Annotated in this window: 18 protein-coding genes and 1 pseudogene; 9 read left to right on the top strand and 10 right to left on the bottom strand. The window is 44.7% G+C overall.

Features of this window, described 5'->3' with window-relative positions; translation table 11 throughout:
- The first annotated feature begins 6 nt into the window (after positions 1-6).
- Positions 7-1176, top strand: coding sequence for a DUF3095 domain-containing protein (locus ACP2WE_RS14955; protein WP_425216343.1), 1170 nt, complete (start codon positions 7-9; stop codon positions 1174-1176).
- A 512-nt stretch (positions 1177-1688) separates the two neighbouring features.
- On the opposite strand, the gene pntB is transcribed toward ACP2WE_RS14955, so the two are convergent.
- The 5 genes from pntB to ACP2WE_RS14930 form a co-directional block, all read right to left on the bottom strand.
- The gene (gene pntB / locus ACP2WE_RS14950) at positions 1689-3134 is read right to left on the bottom strand and encodes a Re/Si-specific NAD(P)(+) transhydrogenase subunit beta (protein WP_425216342.1); all 1446 of its coding nucleotides are present in this window, start codon (positions 3132-3134) and stop codon (positions 1689-1691) included.
- A 30-nt stretch (positions 3135-3164) separates the two neighbouring features.
- On the bottom strand, positions 3165-4745 hold the full coding sequence (pntA, locus tag ACP2WE_RS14945) for a Re/Si-specific NAD(P)(+) transhydrogenase subunit alpha (protein ID WP_425216388.1): 1581 nt from the start codon (positions 4743-4745) through the stop codon (positions 3165-3167).
- Between the two features lie 565 nt (positions 4746-5310).
- Positions 5311-6642 carry a vWA domain-containing protein gene (locus ACP2WE_RS14940; RefSeq protein ID WP_425216341.1) on the bottom strand — a complete coding sequence of 444 codons (1332 nt, stop codon included), beginning with the start codon at positions 6640-6642 and terminating at the stop codon, positions 5311-5313.
- A 4-nt stretch (positions 6643-6646) separates the two neighbouring features.
- Positions 6647-7648 (bottom strand): ATP-binding protein, encoded by a 1002-nt coding sequence (locus tag ACP2WE_RS14935; RefSeq protein ID WP_425216340.1) that lies wholly within the window; start codon positions 7646-7648, stop codon positions 6647-6649.
- On the bottom strand, positions 7645-9882 hold the full coding sequence (locus tag ACP2WE_RS14930; RefSeq protein WP_425216339.1) for a hypothetical protein: 2238 nt from the start codon (positions 9880-9882) through the stop codon (positions 7645-7647). The genes ACP2WE_RS14935 and ACP2WE_RS14930 overlap by 4 nt, the downstream gene beginning before the upstream one ends.
- A gap of 330 nt (positions 9883-10212) precedes the next feature.
- On the opposite strand from ACP2WE_RS14930, the gene ACP2WE_RS14925 reads away from it, so the two are divergent.
- The 6 genes and pseudogenes from ACP2WE_RS14925 (at position 10213) to ACP2WE_RS14900 (ending at position 14294) form a co-directional block, all read left to right on the top strand.
- Positions 10213-11745, top strand: a complete 1533-nt coding sequence (locus tag ACP2WE_RS14925) for an EAL domain-containing protein (protein WP_425216338.1) — start codon at positions 10213-10215, stop codon at positions 11743-11745.
- 57 nt (positions 11746-11802) lie between these two features.
- Positions 11803-12000, top strand: a pseudogene (locus ACP2WE_RS14920) (RHS repeat-associated core domain-containing protein); the annotation flags it as partial.
- A 152-nt stretch (positions 12001-12152) separates the two neighbouring features.
- Complete coding sequence (locus ACP2WE_RS14915; protein WP_425216392.1) at positions 12153-12869, top strand: hypothetical protein; 717 nt, start codon at positions 12153-12155, stop codon at positions 12867-12869.
- Positions 12870-13484, top strand: a complete 615-nt coding sequence (locus tag ACP2WE_RS14910; protein WP_425216387.1) for a histone deacetylase family protein — start codon at positions 12870-12872, stop codon at positions 13482-13484. It abuts the gene before it with no gap.
- Between the two features lie 15 nt (positions 13485-13499).
- Entirely contained in the window at positions 13500-14009 is a 510-nt protein-coding gene (locus ACP2WE_RS14905) for a GNAT family N-acetyltransferase (RefSeq protein ID WP_425216337.1), read from the top strand.
- A gap of 132 nt (positions 14010-14141) precedes the next feature.
- The gene (locus ACP2WE_RS14900) at positions 14142-14294 is read left to right on the top strand and encodes a hypothetical protein (RefSeq protein ID WP_425216336.1); all 153 of its coding nucleotides are present in this window, start codon (positions 14142-14144) and stop codon (positions 14292-14294) included.
- Between the two features lie 35 nt (positions 14295-14329).
- Here ACP2WE_RS14900 and ACP2WE_RS14895 read toward each other — a convergent pair whose 3' ends face one another.
- The 4 genes from ACP2WE_RS14895 to ACP2WE_RS14880 all read right to left on the bottom strand — a co-directional run bounded on the left by ACP2WE_RS14895 (position 14330) and on the right by ACP2WE_RS14880 (position 18521).
- Positions 14330-15211 carry an Rpn family recombination-promoting nuclease/putative transposase gene (locus tag ACP2WE_RS14895; protein ID WP_425216335.1) on the bottom strand — a complete coding sequence of 294 codons (882 nt, stop codon included), beginning with the start codon at positions 15209-15211 and terminating at the stop codon, positions 14330-14332.
- Between the two features lie 210 nt (positions 15212-15421).
- Positions 15422-16942, bottom strand: coding sequence for a protein kinase domain-containing protein (locus ACP2WE_RS14890; RefSeq protein WP_425216334.1), 1521 nt, complete (start codon positions 16940-16942; stop codon positions 15422-15424).
- Positions 16943-17171: 229 nt separating this feature from the next.
- Entirely contained in the window at positions 17172-18161 is a 990-nt protein-coding gene (locus tag ACP2WE_RS14885) for an FkbM family methyltransferase (RefSeq protein ID WP_425216333.1), read from the bottom strand.
- A gap of 96 nt (positions 18162-18257) precedes the next feature.
- Positions 18258-18521, bottom strand: coding sequence for a flavin reductase family protein (locus tag ACP2WE_RS14880; protein ID WP_425216332.1), 264 nt, complete (start codon positions 18519-18521; stop codon positions 18258-18260).
- A 234-nt stretch (positions 18522-18755) separates the two neighbouring features.
- Between ACP2WE_RS14880 and ACP2WE_RS14875 the strand changes: the two genes are divergently transcribed.
- Positions 18756-20444: a tetratricopeptide repeat protein gene (locus tag ACP2WE_RS14875; RefSeq protein ID WP_425216331.1), complete on the top strand. Its 1689-nt coding sequence runs from the start codon at positions 18756-18758 to the stop codon at positions 20442-20444.
- An 84-nt stretch (positions 20445-20528) separates the two neighbouring features.
- Here the strand turns inward: ACP2WE_RS14875 and ACP2WE_RS14870 are convergent, their stop codons facing one another.
- Complete coding sequence (locus ACP2WE_RS14870) at positions 20529-20900, bottom strand: hypothetical protein (protein WP_425216330.1); 372 nt, start codon at positions 20898-20900, stop codon at positions 20529-20531.
- 401 nt (positions 20901-21301) lie between these two features.
- Here ACP2WE_RS14870 and ACP2WE_RS14865 point away from each other — a divergent pair, with 401 nt between their 5' ends.
- Positions 21302-23512 carry a phosphoketolase family protein gene (locus tag ACP2WE_RS14865; RefSeq protein ID WP_425216329.1) on the top strand — a complete coding sequence of 737 codons (2211 nt, stop codon included), beginning with the start codon at positions 21302-21304 and terminating at the stop codon, positions 23510-23512.
- Positions 23513-23548 lie beyond the last annotated feature (36 nt).

Raw genomic sequence — 23548 nt, 5'->3', positions numbered from 1 at the left:
ATAAAAATGAGTACAGAAAATTTCTACGCGGAACTTCCGATGTTAGAGAAGTTTACCGATATTACCTACGGTAAAAACTTTGCCTTTGTCCCCGATGATTGGTACGCGATCGTGACAGATATTACCATGTCAACCAAAGCGATCGAGGCAGGCAAATACAAGAATGTCAATTTGTTGGGTGCTTGTTCGATTATTGCGATTTTGAATGTTGCTCAAAACATCGAGATTCCCTTTGTGTTTGGTGGAGATGGGGCTTCAATGCTAATCCCGCCATCGCTAAAAGATGCTTGCGAAAAAGCGTTATTGGCAACACAAATCCTTGCACAGCAGGAGTTTCAGATGGAGTTGCGGGCAGGGATAATTCCTGTGTATGCGATCGCGGCAGGTTATGAGCTTAAAATTGCCAAACTCCGCATTTCGGAAAACTACAACCAAGCGATTTTACGTGGGGGTGGCATTACCTACGCAACACGGTTGGTTAAAGACATCGCAACCACAAATTTATATTGTCCAAAATGGGAAGGGAGTCCTCCTTTAGCTGACTTTTCGGGATTAGAATGCCGTTGGAAAGACATTTTAAGCCGTCACGGCGAGATTCTCAGTCTGATTGTAATTGGTACTGCACCGAGCGAAACGCAAACGGATAATATCTATCGAGAAGCGATCGACCAAATCGAAAAAATCTATGGAAGAGAACAAGATCTCCATCCTGCGTTTCAAAAAGGATTGCACCTTGCCTTTCAAAATGAGCAGCTCCTGCCTGAAACGAGAGTGTTCACAAAATCTGGGAACTGGTTGCAAAGACAGACTTACTTGCTCAAAATTCGCTTAGAAAATCTATTAGGTGTTATCTTCGTTAAATTCAATCTCAATGTTGGTGGCTTTGATTGGGGAACCTATAAACAGATCGTATCTGAAGCAACGGATTACAAAAAGTTCGATGATGGCTTACGGATGGTAATTTCAGGTAATTCAAATCAAAGAAAGAAACTGATTGCTTACTTGGATAAAAAATTTAAAGAAGGAAGATTGGTCTATGGATATCATGTCAGCGATCGCGCGCTGATGACCTGCCTCGTATTTGAACGAAATGGACGCCAAGTTCACTTTATTGATGGTGCAGATGGTGGCTATGCCCTCGCTGCCAAAGAAATGAAAGATCGATTAAAATCCTAGGGCGTCCGCTGAAACAATTTGTCAGTATAACTTACATCGGATTTGCAAGATCCAACTTTAATCGTATTGCTTCCTCGAAACACTCATTGTCTCGTTGTAAATATTTTTAGGCTTCCATTACGAGCGGAATGTGGGTTTTATACCATTTTCAAAAAGATAATGCGACACATTGTTTTTGAAAGACTGCGCTCCGCGCGGAACTCAAACCTCGATCTGTTGCAAATTCAAGTGATACCATTTTCAAAAAATGATGCAACGCATCTTTTTGAAAAGACCGCGCTCTGCGCGGAACTCAAACCTCGATCTGTCGAAAATTTAAGAGAAATTGGTATGAAATTGGTATTAGGATACCAAAAAGCTGATAAAACACAAAAAAAAGGAAGGGAAGAATCACGATTCTTCCCTTCCTTTTTTCCCGCGAGGGCTAAGATAGCAGTGGACATGCCACTTAAGCCATCGATGTATCAGTCAAAGCCCAATTTGTCCTAATCAAATAGGCAGTTGCTATAAACTTAAGTCTTAGCTAACACTTTTTCAGGAGCTTGAGCTTCGTCATCTTCGTTAGATTGCAACAGCCGACCTAAGATTGCGTCAACATTCTTTCTTGCATCGCCGAAGAGCATTTGGGAGTTGGTTTTGTAGAACAAGGGATTTTCTACGCCTGCATAACCACTTGCCATACCGCGCTTCATCACCACGACTGTCTTTGCCTTCCAGACTTCTAAAACGGGCATACCCGCGATCGGGCTGGCTGGATCTTCCATGGCACTAGGGTTAACTGTATCGTTTGCCCCAATCACCAAAACTACATCGGTCTTGGGGAAATCTTCGTTGATTTCGTCCATTTCCAAAACGATGTCATAGGGGACATTCGCTTCAGCCAAAAGCACATTCATGTGACCGGGCAAGCGACCCGCAACTGGGTGGATGCCAAAACGAACTTCGATATTGCGATCGCGTAGAATCTTCGTAATTTCAGAGACAGGATGCTGCGCCTGAGCCACTGCCATGCCATAGCCAGGCACAATAATTACACTCTTCGCTTCGTTTAGTAGCTCGACGGTTTCGGCAACAGAGGTTGAAATCACATCGCCCACTGGACTTTGTGCTGCTGAAGCCTTAGTCGTACCTGTGCCAAATCCACCAAGAATAACGCTGATAAACGATCGGTTCATCGCCTTACACATGATGTAGCTCAGAATTGCCCCACTACTTCCCACCAGCGCACCCGTGATGATCAGTAAGTCATTGGAAAGCATAAAGCCTGCTGCTGCAGCAGCCCAGCCAGAGTAGCTGTTGAGCATAGAGATCACAACAGGCATATCTGCACCGCCGATCGCCATAACCAAGTGAACGCCCAACACTGAAGCGATCGCAGTCATAATTAGGAGCGATTGCAGTCCTGTAAGAACTTCACCGCCCATAAACTGAACGCCCAGCCATAGAGTTGCTACCAGCATCCCGATATTGAGCAAATGCCGTCCTGGTAGCATCAATGGCTTACTACCGATGATCGTGCGTAGTTTGCCAAAGGCAATAATCGAACCAGTGAAGGTGACAGCACCAATAAATACGCCTACGAAAATTTCAATCTGATGGATGGTAGCTTCTACACCAGTCAGGGAAGAAGAGGGTTCTAAATAGCTAGCTAGTCCGACTAAAACTGCAGCAGCTCCAACAAAACTATGCAGAATTGCCACGAGTTCGGGCATGGAGGTCATCTCGACTCTCGCTGCCACCAACGCACCGATCGCGACGCCTGGCAAAACCACGGCTGCCAAGGTGCCATAGGAACTGACGGCTGGACTTAAAGCTGTCGCGACAATGGCGATCGCCATCCCGATAATGCCAAACAGGTTGCCTTTACGGGCCGTCGCTTGATTGGACAGTCCACCCAAACTGAGAATGAATAAAGCACTCGCGGCAATATATGCAACGGTGAGCAAGTTATATGACATAGTTTCTAATTTCTTCTTAAATATTTGGCTTTATTTCTGGAACATCTTGAGCATGCGTTGGGTAACCAAAAAGCCACCAGAGATATTGATAGTTCCCACGAGAATAGCGATCGCACCGAGAATTGTGGTAGGTGATGTCAGTTCCCCAGAGATCTGGAGCATGCCACCGATAATGATGATGCCGCTAATCGCATTGGTGACACTCATTAGCGGTGTATGTAAAGCAGGCTTTACGTTCCAAATAATTTGCCAACCAACAAAGCAAGCCAACACAAAGACCGTAAGGTGAGATAAGAATGAGGGAGGTGCGCCAATGCCCATGCCGACAAGCGCGGCTCCTAACACCACTGGCCAAAGTAGTCCTGAAGTACCTTTTGATTTCGGCGCTGTCGCTGTTTTGGTCTCTGTGGGTTGAGCCACTTGCTCAGCCTTTACTTCGGGTTTAGGGGCTGCGGGGGCAGGAGTTGCTTGGGGTCTCGGCCAAGTTAGCTCGCCATTATGCAAAATTAACGCACCCCGAACCACTTCATTGTCTAGGTCGATTTTGTAGTTACTAGCACCGCCCATATCATCTAAGAGGTGGCAAAGATTGGTGCCATAGAGTTGGCTAGATTGAGCTGCCATGCGACTGGTCAGATCGGTAAGACCGACGATCGTCACACCCTGATAGCGATAAACCTCACCAGGTTTGGTCACAGCACAGTTGCCGCCTTGTTCGGCTGCCATGTCTACAACCACCGAGCCTTGTTTCATGCTCTCGACAGCTTCTTGGGTCACCAATAGTGGAGCCTTTTTACCTGGAATTAAAGCCGTGGTGATAATAATATCGACTTCCTTGGCTTGCTTGGCAAACAATGCCATCTCTGCGTCAATAAACTCTTTACTCATGGTTTTGGCATAGCCGCCTTCACCTGAGCCATCTTCTTTAAAGCTGAGTTCTAAAAACTCTCCCCCTAAACTTTCTACTTGCTCTTTAGCGGCAAGGCGCGTGTCAAAAGCCCGCACGATCGCACCTAAACTCTTCGCAGTACCAATGGCGGCGAGACCAGCGACACCCGCACCGATGACCAATACCTTGGCGGGGGGAACTTTCCCTGCGGCTGTAATCTGCCCCGTAAAGAAGCGCCCAAAGTTGTTCGCAGCTTCAATCACGGCACGATAGCCTGCAATGTTTGCCATGGAACTCAGGGCATCCATTTTTTGAGCGCGACTAATGCGTGGAACTGAGTCCATTGCCAGAGCGGTAGCTTTGCGAGTCGATAGCTGTTTCAGCAGATCGGGATTTTGGGCTGGCCAAAGGAAGCTAATTAGCGTTCCGCCTTCTCTGAGTAACTCGGTCTCATGTTTGCCGAGATCGGGATTCATATCGGGAGCGCAAACCTTTAGCACAATATCGGATGTGCTCCAAAGCGTTGCAGCATCGGTCACGATCTGACAGCCCGCTTGGCTAAATGCATCGTCGGTAAAGCTTGCAGCCTTACCAGCCCCTGACTCAATCAGAACCTCAAAACCAAGCTTTTGTAGGCGTTTCGCTGTATCTGGTGTAGCGGCTACACGGCACTCACCAGCCCTTACTTCTTTAGGGATGCCGACTTTTAGGCAAGTTTTCATTGCGTGGGTGCCATTTAGGCTTGTTTCGGTTGTCTTTTCAATCGTGCTTGACATGAATTCTCCTTAATCCATAAGTCCATAACCAATACGCTGGACAGTTTTTTAGTATTGCGAGGGGTGGTTGTCATAGACATGAAAGCTATTCATCACAGAGGGTTAAGAGTTTTAACAAATAGCCAGATGAACAGCAGTATGAATACCTATAGAGTCTAAGTGAGAAAATGTATTTTTCTAAAAACCTCAATAGAAATTTAAACTGATTGCTTTTTTTTGTGATTTCTAGAGGCGATCGCGGGTTCATTTAACCCCATACAATCTTGCCAAGGTCAGTATAGGCTTAATCTTTAAACCAATTTTGCTGTTTGTTAAGATATAACCCGTTAAATGAAGCAACGATCGCTTTTGTAAACTTTACTCCCAACTTCTTTTCGGGAGTATTTAGCAACTTATTGGGTATATAACAAATAAGTTTGTCAATTTAGGCGAATCGCTTCTAAATCCCTATTTGAAGATTGCATGTCGGCTGATTGAATGGGCATAACTTCCAGTCTGTAAGCGTAATGCTTTATGAAGTCTCTAGTCTGACAGTTTCGCCAAAGGGAAATTTTTCTAGAGCTAAGCCACCAGCGATAACTACCCATAGGACTGGAAGTTCTAGTGTTGTCGTCGGGAAAGTACCATAGCCATCGGTAAGGTAAATGCAAACTGCTTGCTGCTGTCCATCCCAGCGATCGCGTACTTTGTTGAAAAAAGGAATAAAGGAAGTGCCGCCACCGCCTTTGGGGACAGGAAGCTCGCTATCGCCACTAACTTCATGAGGCCCATAAACTTCAGCATCGGCATAATAAAGTTCGCCTTCGAGATGAGGATAGGAGCTGAGAATACCTTTGACTTCGCTTAGAAATATTTGGAGTAGGCGATCGCGAATCGATCCACTGGTATCAACGGCAATAAAAACTTTGATCGATTCACCGATCAAGCTCTCTAAGTAAAGCCCTCGCCCAATAAAGCGGCGATCGAATCCAGAGAAATCCGTGGGCGTTTGTACTAAATATCGCCATAGATAAGTGCGCCAATCGATTTTGGGCTGAGTGATTTGCCCTAATAATCTTTCTAAATCGGCAGGAAGTTTACCTTGATTAGTGGTTCGTGCCACGATCGCCGCTTGTTGCCAAGCATTTTGCCAATGATTTTCTAAGCTTGCTTTGTGGGATTGACTGAGACTATCTAAATTACTTTGCCCCATTGCCTCAGTGTTTTTAGTTGGAGTGGGACTGATCGCATTTGCGCTTCCATTGCCTTTACCTTGACCAGAATCACTTTTACCAGAATTACTTTGCTTAGACTTAGAATCGCTTTGCCCAGAATCACTCCTTTGCCTTTCTTGACAGATGTCTTCAGGAGGTTTGTCTAATAAGTCAGGATTTGGCAAGTTAAATTTTTGTGATGATTGAGATTGGGATTGAGATTGTTGCGATGATTTCCCTCCTAAACATTGCTCTAGCAATATCTCATAGATTTCTTCAACACTGAGATTTTCTAATTTTCGATCGCGTACACCATTAGCAGGTAATTCAAATTGACCATGCTGTGCGATGATCCCATTTACGACAATATCAGCCGCTATATTCCATAACTTGGGATCGCGGACACCACGACGGATCACATGCAGTAGTGCAGCGTGGAGGACTTCATGGACTAGCAATCCATCCTGTTGGGCGGAAGTAAGCGATCGCAAATAGTCGGGATTAAAGAAAATATCTTTGCCATCAGTGGCGGCGGTCGGAGTTTGCTGACTGGACAGAAATCGGGTGAATAGAGCAAGGGTGGCAAAGAAAGGTGATTTCATGCGCGATCGCAACAGAGATGCACTAATGAGATTAGGAAGATCGCTCATTCGGCTATAACCCAAGTAATTGTTGAAAATCTTTTAAGAATGCTTGTAATCGCGCATCTTGCTGAACTAAGACAGCTAAGGCTCCCATTTGTCCTCTGCTCCGCATTACACGAAACATATCTACCGCAAATAGCTGTACCCATTCTGCTGTGGCTGCTTGACTGAGCCACAGAAAAGCATTGTAGGATTGCTGGGCATCAACCGCTCTCAATGTTAACCCAATCACCGTAGCATATCTAGTGGAAGGTTCGGAAGAGAAAGGAATTCCATAACCTCGACCTTCTAGAATTGGGGTGAGATCGGGCATGGTTTCGTAGAGTCGGATATATGCTGCTAATTCTGCGGCTGCACCAACGCCAACGGCTGGAGCAACATCCATCCCAGCATAGTGCAATGCACTTGCCATTACCCACGATCGCGGCGAACACCAAGCGGGCTGATGGGGATCGATTTTATGCATGAGTTCAGGACGAAAGGAGAGAAAGGCGATGATTTGTTCGTGAATACCATGCTCTAGGGCATATTTCTTGAAACTATTAAAATCAGGTTCCACTTGCAGGTGGAGAAATCGATTGGCTAAGGGAGTTGGCATATCGAAGACAGAAGCACGATCTTCTTTGCGATTGCCAGCCGCCCAGATAAACCAACCATCAGGCACGACATAGGAACCCACACGGCGATCGAGAATTAACTGCTGTGCCATACCTTGCATCGCAGGTGGAGCCATATTCAATTCATCAAGAAATAAAATCCCTTTACCCTCTTGGGGTAAAAATTCAGGTGGATACCATTTAGAAAGCCCGTCTTCAGCAACGGGTAAACCTCTCAGATCGGTCGGTGCTAGTTGACTGAGGCGCAAATCCACAAAATCAATTCCATGTTCCTGGGTGAGTTGCTGGACAATACTTGATTTGCCAATCCCAGGTGCGCCCCAAATCATCGTACTAATTTTAAGATCTTTGGTAATTAGGCGATCGAGATAATTTTTGAGTTGATCTGGAATCATAAAGGTTTAGTAGAGTGGGCAATGCCCACATATTTATTGTTTTTTTTAAGTACTTTTTTTGCCGATTCGCAAACGATGCGATTTGCATCCATTGTTAGCTGTTCGCGGATAGAATCAGGTGTGTTGGGATGTTTAGCCACGAGGTAGCGGTCTAACCAATATAGCGATCGCGAAGCAGTTTCTAAACAAAAAGCAGTGGCTTGTGGATTGAGTAATACAATCGTGCGTACTAGTGGCAATGAAGATTTGCTCTGCTCTTCAAGAACACGTTCTAATTTATGCTGATACTCAGATGCTAGGCGATTGGCAATTAGACGCTCAGAAGTTACTTGCGATCGCTTTTGTTGATCTTGATATGATTCTTCCGACTGGATTGGCAGTTCTTCCACAAATTTGCCATTGCGATAATAAGTAGGCTTTCGCGTTGATGAAATCGTTTCTAAAACTGGTGATGGTGCGTTGGGATGGTAAGAAATGGCCAGATGAATGCTGTCATCCTGAGTTATAGAAGCGATATATGCTAGGACATCTGCATCAGCGCTGGGATTTTGAGCGATCCGCAAATGGAGTTCTTTCTCTGAATGGAGAGTTGGCATTTGGGCGATTTGCTTGAGTAAGTGCGTTGGAGTAGAAGGGTTTTGAGCCACAATAAGGCGATGTCTAGGATCTGTGGATTGAGCCGCTTTTTCTAATATTTTTAATGGAGCATTGGGATGTCCCGCAACTGTCCCAATCCAGCTTTCTCCATAGTTCGCAATGCTTTCTAAATCCTCAGTTGGCATTTGAGGATTTCTAGCACAGGCATGTGCGACATATTTATCACCACTACCACGCAACAATTGTCTTAATAGATCTAGTGGAAAATTAGGGTTAGAGACGGCAATCACTCGTATCTGACTACCATTATGAATACGCTTGTCCCAGGCCATATCTTCAAGAATATAAGGAGGCGTATTGCGATGGGCGGCAATGGATTGGAGCAAGGTAAGTAGGTCTTCTCTGCGAGTGTCAGGACTGGCGACCTGTGTGGCAACACTCGTAAATAATAAGGGTAAGAAATCGCTGATTAAATCTGTTGCTCCTTTCTTGCGGTACTTTTGTTGCATGTCAGTTAACTGATTGCTCAATATATCGGCGATCGCATCTCTGGATGTTGCGGTATTAGCCAGTTTTTCAAGAGTAGATGCTGATGTTTGAGGATTTTTAGCGATCGCAATCTTGAGTTTCAGATCGGGTGACTGCGCTAACTTATCTAAAACAGAGGATGGCGTTGAAGGATTAGCGACAAGAGCCATCTTGAGTTTAGGATCTTGTTCTTGCGCTAACTTATTGAAAATAGAAGTAGGCGTTGAGGTGTTGGTAGCAAGCGCAATCTTGAGTTCTAGATCTTGTTCTTGCGCTAACTTATCGAGAATAGAGGTAGGTGTTGAAGGATTAGCTGCGAGTGAAATCTTGAGTCTGAGATCGTTAGAGAGAGCAAGTAATTCGAGGATCTCCGTTGATGTATGAGGCGATCGCCCTGCCGAATAGTTTACCTGTCTTAGATCGGGATTTTTGTGCCATTCCCAAAAGAGCGACAATGGAATTCCCCCCGCATCAGCCAACGCTCTTAAGGGAATCTCTACTATATTTGCATTTTTGTGGGTGGATATAACCGAACTAATAGATTTTGTGGTTTGGGCGATCGCAGTTTGAGCAATCTCATCCCAATTTTTATTAACATCTAAAACTCTGCTTACATGCCATTTTGCTGCTTCAGAAACATTTGGATTGTCACTTTGGATCAACTTCTCAAGAATATTGTTAGGCAAATTGGGATTCATTGCCATTCCTAACAACAGAGGCTCGTTAGATTGATTTTCTGCTAATTTCACTAGAAAAGATAGCGGACAATTTGCTTGCCTAACGAGGCTATATACTGTCTTTGGCGGAATGTCTGATAATAGATCTGGATTCTCTAATAGCAGCAGTGTAAATATCGGATTTACCAATAATTGAGCAGGAAACTCCCCTCCTAAGTCCAAAAGAACCTTGACTGGAGTATTGGGATTACTGACAACTCCCTGCCGTATCTTAGCATTGTTGCTCTTTGCTAGTTTCTCCAAAAGCTCAGGGTCGGCATTCGAATCGATAGATTCGCTATAGGAGTTATCTGGAGCATTTGGAATCGTTTCCATAATCGGTTCAACCAATGTAGTTTTTGGGTCTTCGGGTAAAGTTACTGTCAATCGCATAGAAATCACTAATACTGTCTGATGGCTTTAATGTAGCGCTGTACAAGCAGTTATCCTTGTGATCCATAACCATTGTCATATGTGATCTTCAACACCTAAAAGCCGCACTCTTGGGCAAGCCCTAAACCTAGAACAGATGATTTCAATTTCACCTAGATTTAGTCTCATAAGTGGTATGGTATTCACTAGATTTCTCGCAACCAATTAAATACTTAAATACACTGTTGGTTAATGGCTCGCAGTAGTTCTACTCATAACAAGTATCCAAGCAGACATCGTGCGTTTGGTGTTTTTCGCAACCCAATCCTTTGGGTTATTGTAGTTAGCATATTGCCAACGGTTGTTCTATTAGTTATTTCTTATTTTCAATCGATCGCCAATGCAAAAACGAATTTGGAAGGCATCATCAAGGTAGCCACGCAGAAGACTGACCTGCTACTAGATAATGCGGAGGTTATGATGCGACGCAGCAACATAGACCTCCAAAACGCAGATAGTCAAACTGCTATCAATATTCTGCAACGACAGATTTATAATGATTTTCGCTTTCGAGAATTTGGCATCGTCAATCCTGAAGGATTATTGACCCTGTCTAGCTTAGGGGCGACCAACCCACCAGTAACCATATCTCCGACAAAGTACCGCTTTGAACCTAGCGATCTCAACCTCCAAATCCTAGGGCTGGGCAGAACGCAGCTCATGCAAGAACAATCCATCGTTCTGATGTTAAAGGGGTCGGGACGAATCGGCAGTATGTATCTCCTCGTCGATCCCATAATTCTCACCAACTTTCTAGAAGCAATCCCCGATCTGGATTTGGGATCCAACGGTTATATTGCCTATATGACAAGCGATCGACGTATTCTCAGTGCGATCGGATCTCCATCTCCAGACATGGTTTCTGCCCTCCAAAATCAGTCTTTCAATACAATACAAGTGATTAACACGACGAAAGATGGCAGGATCGCGATTGTGGGAGAGATCGATCGCCAGTGGGCGCTACGCTATTGGATGCAAGAATTTCTCGTCGGGGCTCCTCTAACTTTATTAATTAGCGGGATTTTAAGCTATCTCTTTATCCGCCAAGTACGGCTGTTCAATACCCTAGATTATGAGTTAAAACGCGGACTTGCCCTAAATGAGTTTGAAGTTTACTATCAGCCGATTATAGATTTGAAAACAGCGAAATGCGTAGGCTCTGAAGCCTTGATGCGGTGGCGACATCCTCAAAGGGGACTGATTTATCCAGGGCTGTTTATTCCCATTGCCGAGCAGACAGGTCTGATCGTACCGATGACCGAATGGTTGCTAAGAAAGGTGATACAAGATCGAGCTATCTTAGAAACAAAGTTTCAAGACCTGTATATCTCCTTAAATCTATCACCCTCTCATCTCAATACTGGGGATGTTGAACGGTTGATTCAGATTTTGCGAGAAAGCGATCGCGCTCATGCCAAAATTACATTTGAAATCACCGAAAATCGACTAGTCGAACAACAGGGTCAAGTCGTTCAAGATGTCATCGCTCGCATCAAGCAATGGGGGATTCGTTTCGCGATCGATGACTTTGGCACTGGATATTCTAATATTGCCTATTTGCAGAGGCTTGACATCGATCAACTGAAACTCGATCAACTATTCACCAAGGGACTGGAACATGGCAATAAGATTTCTCAGATTGTGGATAGCTTGATTGATTTTGGCGATCGCTTAGGGTTAACCATCGTTGCCGAAGGCATAGAAACCGAAACACAATATCAGTATCTTAAGGATCGAGGAGTCAGTTACGGACAGGGGTGGCTATTTGCCCGAGCCATGCCGTTTGAAGACTTTGAGCGATTTCTTCAGGCTCAGGATCGATAAAGTACAGATGGTGGAGTTGTTGGGTAATAAACTCAAAAAATAGGAATACGCAAAGGATTGCTGATAAAGGCAACTTCAATAGCATGCCCACCTTGCGAAACAAACACCCAATGGTCTACATTTGGAAATCTATCTAGTTCGACGGGAAAGACTGCGAACAGTTACCTCTATGCGGGTGAGCAGTTTGATAAGAATCTGGGTGATTATTATCTGAGGGATAGGTATTACAGTACGGATATTGACAGGTTTACGCAATTTGATGGGGAGATGAATAATCCTCTGTCACTCAATTTACACAATCTAATTTACAGTCTCCGCCATAGACTAATCAAATCCCTTGGGCAATTCCCAATACTCACAACTGAGCGCTATACTTACCGCTTTGTGTTTTTACCCTTAAGTGCTGTATGTCTAATGCCGAGCATATTCGAGCGATATTCCTACCAGGCGGTATCCTTTCGCCTAATCATCAGATTGGCTATTTTATCAATATCAATAATGAAATTGAAGCGATCGATCTCAATGATGGTAGCGTACTCTGGACGACTGATGTCGCATCATATCCGCTCACCAGGGAATGGGAATGGTTGGGAGTACAAAAGATGTCATATCCGCTACTAGCCACCAGTGAATGGTTAGCAGTACAAAAGATGCTACCCAACTTTGGGAATGCTTTTAAGATTGCCAAGCTAGATCGTAATGGTAATTTACTCTGGCTGTCAGCACCGATAGTTTTTCCCGATTGGGTCTGCCTCCGACCATTGGGTATACCTGATTTAAAATTCCAAGTACGTGCTACTACATATTATCTGTTCCTAGACTGGGAAGCTCAAGGTCATTATAACGGAGGAGCCCCACCACCAGGATTTATATTAGACGAATATGAACAACGAAAAGATAATGGCACAGTGCGAATAGACCTTAATTCAGGTGAATTGGAAATGCTATCTTCAGAAGATCCTCTTGCCTTAATTACCAAAGACACCTCAGGTGAAGAACATTTGCACCCTAGACGTTGGATTGAGGGACTGGAGATCGTGGATTTGCACTCTGGACGTTGGATTGCAGGACAGAAGATCGTATATCTAGTTAGGGACAGGATTGATGGGCAACAAGGAGTATAACTGAGAATCTGCGACAGATCTGGAGAGTCAACTGCCTTTGCCCTTTGTCGCCCACCAGGACATCATGCTGGACATGACTTTTCTGGTGGCTACTGCTACCTCAATAATGTCGCGATCGCTGCTAAATATCTATCTCAGCAAGGACAGGTTGCTATTTTAGATATTGACTATCATGCTGGAAATGGGACACAAGATATTTTCTACGCATCATCTGATGTACTGACGATTTCTATCCACGCCGATCCAGCTTGGGAGTATCCCTATTTTATCGGTTATACTCAAGAGACAGGTGAAGGTCTCGGACAAGGCTACCATCATAATCTTCCGTTACCATTAGGCACTGATGATTTTACTTATCTACAGACCCTCGATCGCGCATTGGAATTAGTTAAAAACTTTGCACCTCACTACTTGCTGCTTTCCTTTGGTGCAGATACATTCCAAGGCGATCCATTAGGAAACTTTGCAATTAGTACAGAGGGATTGCGAGCGATCGGAGCCAAGATTTCAAGTTTAAATCTACCGACTCTGATTGTGATGGAGGACGGCTATAGTATCGATGAATTGGGTACTAATACTTGTGCAATGCTCTCCAGTTTTGTCAAACGCGAATGAGTTCAAATTAAATTTATGCAAATTCAACCTCTATCTTTATCAACACTTTCTGCTGCGATTCAATTAACAAATCAAGTATTTCCATATCAACGCTTATTGGAAAGTGCAAACCTTGCTTTTCGACTAAGCTTAATGTCTGGTTGGCTACCAAAAATACTTTTCAGGCTTATGAGTGTCACTGAAGCTCGTTATTGGGTTGCACTAAATGAGTTTGGAGAGGTAATTGGTGTCACAGGTCTTTACAGTTATATTCAAGATAAAGATGAGTCTCTTTGGCTTGGCTGGACTTGCGTTGCTCCGTCTGCACGCGGACAGGGAATAGGCGGACAATTAGTAGATTTTACGATCGCTAAAGCTTATTCTGAAGGTAAGAAATTCCTGCGGCTTTATACATCTAATCATCCCAATGAGGCTGCCGCACAATATCTATACGAGCATAGAGGACTGAAAGTTGTCGGTGAGAGAGAATTACAGGGAACCCAATTCAAGAGAATATTCCGCGAAATGCTTTTGTTGTCTGCTTAGGTTGGCAACAAGGTTACTATCTACAGAACTTCAATGCGTAGGTTAAAGTTGGTCGGAGCAGATGCGGAAACTTCGATAATGTAATCACCTGAGATGGGCAGTTGGGCACTCAATTTGTTGTCACCAGAAGCGATGAAATACGGTGCACGATCACCTTCCGCAAAGCTGACCCGTTCTAAACTGACGATCGCTGGAATATCTGGAGGTTTAGGCGGAGCGATCGGAAGATGTGTAGGAATTGGAGTAGAAGTAACGGTAACTGTCGAAACTACCGTAGGTGTTTGAGTGGGTGTTGTTGGTGCGATCGATGTGATACGGCTTTACGAGTGAGTCCGCAGCCAAGCATTCAAATCAGCAACAGTTTCAAAATCAAATATTGCTTCAGCAAGATTTTCTAGCTGCACCACAGATAATTTGGAGATCCGTGTCTTTGTTTTTGGGTCTATTCTACCAAATTTGCGGGTTAGCATACGCAGTAACATGGCAACCTGACCTTTTAACAAACCTCTTTGCTCACCTAGTTGTAAGCCTCTTTGCTCACCTAGTTGTAAGCCTTCCTCCAAAGCCTCTTGGTAGACGCGAGTTTTCTTTAAATCGCTATGGGTAAACATTTTCTCAATCTCCTGACGACTTAACTTGGGGAATTTATAGACAAGCACAGTCTCTATAAATTTTACTACTTCGACTTGTAGATCTGTGTTTGTTTCTTTCTCAACTTTACGCGCTAGGGCTTTTGCCATTTTAGGGGCTTTTTTCTCTGAGGCTAAAATTAGCTGGATAATTGAAATACCCGTAGAGTTTGTTTCTTGCTCTAGACAATCTTCTAGATAGACTCGGATGATTCGACCTGATGCGATCGCTTCTTGGCAAAATTTGCCAGGTTTTGGTTCGCAATTACGTCGTGCGAAGATGGCTACTGCTTGCCAGTCTTGGACTGGGCGATATTGGTTGAGATAAAGGAATATTTCGGCTAGAAATTCGGAATAAAAGTCTTCTTTGGGCTGAAATTGAACTTCTACGATATAGATCTGTCGATCGTTGGCTGAGGGTATAAAAATTCCGTCTAGCCGAAAGGCTTTCTCTTTAATTTCCACTGAGCTAAATTGATAGCCTTCTGCTTCTGATATCGGGCGATCTATTAGCTCAAAGAGTAGGGAATGGAATGTATGAAAGAGTTGATAAAAGAGGGTATCAGTTTTCATGGTCGCTAAGCATAGCATAATGCTTGAGCCATGCAAAGGATGTTGGTTGCGGGCGATGCTCACCCTCGCCACAAGCCCCGTCAATCTGTCGCGGATGTCCCAACTGTATGCTGCTCGCGTTCGTGGATTTATCGGTGCGTTCTGTTCAGCGTTACACTGCATTAACGCACCCTTGTATCTTAAGAATAAAGTCTTTTGAATCTTATCTATCTAAAGAACTTCGATGCGTAAATTAAAGCTGGTTGGAGCAGGTGCGGAAACTTCGATAATGTAATCGCCTGAGATCGGCAGTCGCGCACTCAATTTGTTGTCACCAGAAGCGATCGCTGCACCATTGGGAGCAATCAGTGTGACGGTTGCCTGTCCTTGAAATATTGTGGCATTGAGTTGCTGTCCTTGACCGCAATTGAGAACGTACTGACGCTTTTGATTGGGCGCAAGACTGCCACGCACGACCGCAGCGATCGAACCTTCTGCAAAGCTGACCCGTTCCAAACTGACGATCGCTGGAATTTCTGGAGGTTTAGGCGGAGCGATCGGAGGAGGTGTAGGAATTGGAGTGGGAGTAGAAGTAACGGTAACAGTCGCAACTACCGTAGGGGCTTGAGAGGGCGTTGTCGGAGTCGCAGGGGATGAATTTTTGCTTTGAGAGACATTCGATTCAAGCGCGGCTGGATCGCTTTTTAGTGGAGTGAGTTTGGTCAGACCAAAAGCGGCTAAACCTACGGCAATCGTAGAGCCAACCGCGATCGCTGCCCATTGAATCGTGGAAAGCCCTTTTTTCGGTGATGTTACCACAACTGTCGGACGGTCATGGGTGGGATGTAATGGAGTAGGCGTAGTTGGGGGTGCGGCATAAAATCGCTCTTTTGGCTCGATCGACACGGTTGGTAATACAGTTGGTAATGCTGTCTGTGCCAGAGCCAGTATAGCAATCAGTGCTTCCCTTGCCGATGGATATCGTTGCGAAAAGTGACTGCGAATCATCTTGGTTAAGACTTCAGCAAATTCATCGCTGACGGTAGCGCGATCGCGCCAAATCATTTCGCCATTGGCATCTTCGGGTAGACTGTTGGGTTCGACACCCGTGAGAGCTTGGATAGCGATCGCGCCGACTGCATAGATATCGCTTGCCAACTTTGGTTTGCCATTGGCTTGCTCGTCAGGCATATAGCCGGGCGTACCAATCGCCACGGTTAAATTGGTTTTTCCCTGCGAATCGACTTGGGCTTGATGGAACTGCTTCACTGCACCAAAATCGATCAAAACCAGTTTGCGATCCTGATGGCGACGCATGAGGTTAGAGGGTTTGAGGTCGCGATGGATAATATTTTGGCTATGGACAAAATCGAGGATTTCTAAAATCTCAAGTAGCAATTGAATGGTTTTCGGTTCGCTCCAGCGCTCTCCACGCATCATCTCGCGGCTGAGGTCAAACCCATCAATAAAATCTTGAACCAGATAAAACTTGCCATCTTCCTCAAAATAGGCAAATACTTTGGGTAATTGGTCGTGTAGCTGCCCCAGTTTGTAAAGAATCTCTGCTTCTTGTTGAAATAGTCGAATTACCTCAGCATTGGTCGTTTGAGGGTGCAGTCGTTTAATTACGCATTTTGGCTTTGGGGTCACAGGGACATCCAGATCCTCTGCCAAATAGGTCGAGGCAAAACCACCACCACCAATAACTTGAAGGATTCTGTACCGATTCCGAAGTGTTTGTCCGATCTGCATAATTTTCAACAACAATCGTCAATTAAGATCGTATCTGTCTTCATCTTGCTTTTTGTGAGAACTCAGGAGTCCCTTTCAGACAAAGCGTGGCAGGGCAACCACGGGAGGATTGCTCCTACCCGAACAAATTTGGATTTTGTAGGGGCTGTGCCCCTGTGCCAGCCATAGACCTATGCCATGAGAGGAATTCCTTCCACGTAGCATCGGTTAGTAATAAGCTGCTTATTTGCTAACCCTTTAGTTCTATATTACAGCCAGTAATGTAATCTCGGATATTTTTGACTATTGGGAAGGAACCCAACCCTGCCTGCACGAGTTCTGGAATTTGGGCAAGACTTTCAACAATGACATTCGCGAAGTTGTAATTGGGATTGCTACCATACTGTAAGGTCAAATATTCTAATAGTTCTAAGCTGTAATCAGGGAAATTTAGAATATCAGCTATACAAGCCAGTTTAAGAATTTGCTCTGGAGTCTTTAAGGGCATCTCTAAGTCATCGCGAATTAAATCGCGCAGGTAAAACGCATCTCCCCAAAGCATTTGTCCCGAACGAAGTGTTGACCTAATCGGCGATCGAGTACGGAAGCGATAAGATGCAGATATGTCAAACAAAGTAAAGCCATGCTTTCTTAGGAAGATATCTACATCTGCAAACAGGGGTTGATTTACATAAATGTGCGAGAACTCTACCTCTATCTGGATGGCTAGAATACTACGCTCTAAAATCCAGGTGGCTCCTTCTAAAACATCAAGATCTGCACCCTGAACGTCAATTTGCAGAAAGTCAATGGCATTAATTTCTTCTTCTTGGCAGAAAGTATCCAACGTAGTCGTTTCAAGTTCAAAACTAAAGTCTAAATTGACCAACCCTGGAAGCCCCGCAAGCCTTTTTAAATAAGATTCGTTCGGTGGATAGAGCGAACTACACATGGGATGTTTTGTGACATAGAGGGTTCTTTCTTCAATCGATTTCCCCAGTGCCAAAGGAATATGGATTTCATTCCAGTTGATTTGCTTAGATAAAAGGCTTGCATTTGCTTCCTCGCAAGCATCTGCATCCGCATCAAACCCATAGATGGTTAGGTTGGGTGCAAAAATCTGCCAACTGCTACCATAATCATCATCATTAGAAATCTTACGCGAACCAACATTTGCGATCGTGATATGTACGCGATCTAAAAGACCGCTCTGTTTGAGACTTGGTAGAAAAACTGGCATCGTAAATTCTTTAGGACTTACACTTCGACAGCATAGCAGAAAATGAGCATAGACGTTGTTATGCTTCTCTAGATCCAGAGTTGGAACTTTGAAAGACTACTTCATCAAGTTCACGACAAATTCGCCGTTTGAGGATATGTTACTTGCTGTATCCTTCAAACTGCCATCATCCTGATTGGCGATACTGATAATCAGATCGAGTGGGTTACTGCCCACAGCATTAAAGAAGCTAAAGGGAGCGAGATTCACGACACCCAGCGCATTCTGTGAAGTTACCCAAGCGATCGGGCGTGGAACGACAAGATTCGTTAAAAGCTTGTCGTTATCCGATGGAAGATTCGAGTCTGGATCGATATGCATAGGAGTATAGCCAGCGATTGCGTCAAGCGATCTATCTGAACCATTATATCGAAGGCAAGATCTACTGCGCCGTAATTTCAAACACTTTAACTTGTGAGATAAACTATACAAACAATCTAGAATATGAATTGTCGTGGGTAGAAACTCCAAAATTATTCGCGTATCTCCTCAAAATTAGCCAAGTCAGGTCATCACCACCATCCTTTTCCCTCAAACCCAGAAATTAACAGCATTATGTATCAGCTTACTATACTCGTTTTTTTTGGATGGTTGCTGTCCTTGTGCCTGCATGAATTTGGCCATGCGATCGTTGCCTATTGGGGTGGTGACACTTCTGTAAAAGAGAAAGGCTATTTGACACTAAATCCTTTGAAATACATCCATCCAGTCTACTCGCTAGCTATGCCAATGATATTTTTAATGATTGGTGGAATTGGACTTCCAGGCGCAGCAGTATATATCAATGACAGTCAGATTCGCAGTCGTTTTTGGTTGAGCCTGACCTCCTTAGCTGGACCATTAGCGAGTTGCGTCGCTACAATTATACTTGTAGTCATTTACAAGGTTGCGGTTGGTCAGTTGCCGCAAGAAAATTTTATCCAACTTTCTCAGTTGGAATATGTGCATCAATTACAGGATAATGTGTCGCTAAATTTCCAAACAGCGTTTATCTCGAAATATTGGTTTGTGCTTGGATTATCTGTCCTAATTTATTTGCAAGTGTTTGGGGTCATTTTTAATCTTTTACCAGTTCCCACTTTAGATGGGTATGGTGTAATTGAACCTTGGATGACTGAGGAATGGAAGCGAAAATTACAGCCGTTTAAACAATATGCTTTTCCACTTCTTCTCGGCTTGTTTTGGTTTTCACCTGCGTTTAGTCAGAAAATTTCGGGATGGTGTTATCAATTGACGCGGCTTTTGGATGTCGATCTAGAGTATGTTCGAGAAGGATTCGTTTTGTTCCAACAGGCATCTACGCCGCTTGTGGTGGGAGCATTTATTGTGTTTGTAATTGTGCGTCGGATTACAGTTAAAAAACATGAAGCTCTCTATAAGAGTGCATTAGCCGATCGCCGCACAGGAAAGTTAGTTGTTGCACTTAAGAATCTAGAAAAAGCGATCGCACTTCAACCCGATTTCCCAAAAGCACTCTTGCTAAAAGCAGATATTCTGTTTGCGCAACAAAATTATGCAGAGGCAGTCAGTATTTGGGAACAACATCCCCAAGATTTATGGATTCAGCAAAATTTTATTGTAGCGCTGTGGAACCTAAATCGCCTGCAAGAAGCCCTAGATTTAAGCGATCGCATTCTATCTGAAGATCCAAACAACACCTATGTCGGGCAGTTAAAAGCGGCAATATTGAAAGATTTGAATCACCCTGAAGAAGCTTTGGCAGCTTGCGATCGCATTCTTGCTTTAGAACCACACATCATTTATCTTTGGCAACTAAAAGGTGAAATTTTATGGCAACAGAAAAGTTTGGAAGCCGCCTTGAAATCCTATCAAAAGATCGCCGAACTTGATAAAAGATCGATTTCAGCATGGATTTCTCAATCCAAGATTTTGACAGAACTAAATCGATTGGAGGAAGCTCTGGAATGTGGCGATCGCGTTTTACAGATCGACCCGCGCGATCCCGATTTCCTCCATAACTGCGGCTATATTCTCTGTTTGCTCAGACAATTTGATGAGGCAATTCTCTGTTTCGATCGCATCCTAAAAAAGTATCCTAAATATGTCAATGCTTATTACAACAGAGCATGTTGCTATGCTGAGAAAAATCAAGTAAGCCTAGCTATATCCAATCTCAAATCTGCACTTGAATATGGCGATCGCGATCTTAAGGAACAAGCCAGAACTGACGATAGCTTTGCGAACATTCGGGATGCTTTAGAGTTCCAGCAATTGATGGTATGAGGCTAGCGTGCCGACCTCTTTCAAGCTATCTCTTCCGTCAAGGCGATAAATGAGGGAATACAGTCAGATTCTTTTAATTGAAATTTAATTGCTGCGAACGACAAAAACATCAGAAAGTTGGATCAACTTCACGCTACCGTTATTTGCCCGAATCACCGTATAGCTGCGTCCTGCCTTGATGGGAAAGCATTCTTGTTTCGTACGAATGACCGCATTTTCTAAGCAGAGTTTGGTATTGCTCCGCACTGGGTAGCTTACCGAAATACCAGAACCGATTTCAAAGCGATCGGCCCCGAGTTGTAAAGCGATCGGCGATCGCGTGTTGTTATTAATAAAAATTACATCTTGAGAAGAGGCTTTGGCGTCTTGGGCAGCGATCGTGGAGCTGATTCCTACGGATGCAATGCTGAGAGATGCCGTGACTGCGATCGCCTGTAATGTTTGGTGTAACTTCATAAAACTATCTTCCCAGTTTAACTACAAATCGATAACCTTTAAATTCCCAAACTCCCGTTTGTTTTCAGTAGGTTAGCTCAAAAGATTGACTTTGCCATCTATAAACTTGTTCCTACAAGAATTAGTGTAAGTTGCACCCGACAAAATCACCTGTGATTTATATCACGCTAAACCTGTGAACTTAGCAACTTTATCTGTAAAAGGTCTCAGCTAAAGACTTGGGGTTCAGCTAAAGACTTGGGGTTATGTAACCAGCAAACTGTCCCCAAGATTAGCAATACGCAATCTGCGCTTAAGGTACGCATGAGCGTATAAGATCGAACATGGCAAATTAGGTATGACTTTAGTTAGCCTAATGCCAAAATTTACTTGCATTGTTCGTGTCAGACAAGGAATTCAATATGGTCGCAACCTCAGACATCAAAACCGCAGCTCCCGATTTTTGTGAAGGCATTCAGTACTTTGGTGAAGAATTAGAGGGGTTTGAAACCTACGGGCGATCGCCTGTACTCGCTGCCAATAAATCTGCAGTAACTGACCCCAAAGATCCTGCGGCTGTGTTTCAAACCTTGCTTGCCGCAGATGCGCTGCGCTATCTCACGCTTCAGGTTACGGCAAGTAAAGCATCGGGGCATCCAGGCGGCTTTGCTAGTTCGGTTGAGGCCTATGCGTCCTTATTTATGCTCGGACATAAAAATATCCCTACTGAAGTGGGGCATCACGCGCCAGGATTTTATAGTGCGATGTTCCTAGATCGTTCTTTAGAGGACATGGGAATTCACACAGTGACGCAGCTACGCGAGCGGTTTCGCGAAAAGCATGGGTTACTGGGGCATTTATCAGGCTTTATTCCCGGAATCTTGGCTCCCGCAGGACCCCTAGGGCAAGGCGAACATTTTGCCATGGCTGGAGCGCTACTGCACCGAGACAAACTCTTTCCCTTTACGATGGGCGACGGTGGCATGGGCGAACCTTACCCCATGAGTGCGATGGCACATTTCCACACGGCTTATCCCCAAGTTACAAATTTCTTGCCCGTGTTGGTTTGGAACGGCTTTAGCCAAGAGCATCACAGCATGGTATCGACCAAGACTAATGAGGAAATGATTGCCTATTGGTCGGGGAATGGGTTTGAAGAAGTGATTTTGGTGAATGCCAAGGATTTTGACGATCGCGGTCAAACGGGCGAATATGTCGATAGCACCATCTTTTCACTCAAACAACGTTTGGCTTTTACTGAGGCAGTGCTAGTGGCAGCCGATCGCGCCGCAAAATCGGCATTGGGCGGCAAATTAACTGTTCTGATCGTGAAGCAACTCAAAGGGGCTGGCGTTCATGCCAAGGGAGCAAAATCTCACAATCTTTACGCGCATCATACGCTCGACAATCCTGATGTGGTGAATGGGCTCCAGACCAGAGCGCTCTCACCCAGTGCGTGGCAAACCGTACGTTCTAACTTCGAGTATGCCGCAGGTGGTTCCGCCTCGAAGGTAGCTGTAACGGAATCTATCTTACCTCTGGTGGATTTGGGAACCCTGCCTTTAGAAGAATACGCGATCGGAGGAGATCCTAAGGTTTCCACGACGGCAATGGGACAATTGGTGGGCTATGTCGGAAAAACCGATAAAAGATTTATCGTTACCAATGCCGATGGGAATGAAGCCTCTGGCATTGCCAATATCAATCAGGCACTAAAGATCAACCATCCTACCGATGACCCTCTTTACAACCAAACGCCTGGCGGACAGGTTTACGAACCTCTGAGCGAAGATGCCTGCGCGGGACTTGCGGTCGGTTTATCCCTATTGGGAAGTCGCACGCTCTGGTGTTCCTATGAGTCTTTTGCAATTAACGGCGTGCCAATTTGGCAAACTGTAACACAGGCAATGGCAGAACTCCGCCGTCCCACGCCTTCGACCATTTGTCTGTTTACCGCAGGTGCATTGGAACAGGGTCGCAACGGTTGGACGCATCAACGTCCTGAAATCGAGGCCTATTTTGCTGCCATGATGCGAAATGGGAATATCTTCCCTCTATTCCCACCTGATGCCAATAGCATTCAAGTTTGCTATGACTGGGCTTTAGGAACCAAGAATAAAGGGGTGGTAATTACGGCAAGTAAGTCTCCTTTACCAATTCGCACCTCGTTTGCGGAAACCAGACAGGCACTCCAAGATGGCGCAGTAATTTTGCAAGAAATCGCTGGTAATAAAACCGTAGTCTTTGCCGTGATTGGCGATATGACGCTACTTCCTGCCTACGAAGCAGCAAAGCAACTCCAAGCCCAAGGCATCGGTTCCAAAATTGTCTCGGTCGTTAATCCCCGTCGGCTTTATCGCCTTCACGATACGGCTTGGGATACCTGTTCCGAACCTGATGGCGACTTTTTGGATGATGCTGGCTTCATTCGCTTATTCTCTGGTGATGCTCTAATTGGCATTACGGGCGGTGCTTCGGGAATGCTAGAACCAATTATGCTGCGCGCTCAGCAACCCAGAGACACCTTCGCATGGAAGCGCGGCGAAACCACGGCAACTGCGGGTCAACTGATGGAGTTCAACGGCATTACGGCGGATGCTCTAGCGAAACGAGCGATCGCGTTAATTGGATAAGGAGACTATTACCCCACCCTAACCCTCCCCTTGNAA

The organism is Tumidithrix helvetica PCC 7403, from assembly GCF_965232925.1.
Classification (GTDB): Bacteria; Cyanobacteriota; Cyanobacteriia; order Pseudanabaenales; family Pseudanabaenaceae; genus Tumidithrix; species Tumidithrix helvetica.
This window is presented reverse-complemented; position numbering and strand designations above follow the sequence as displayed.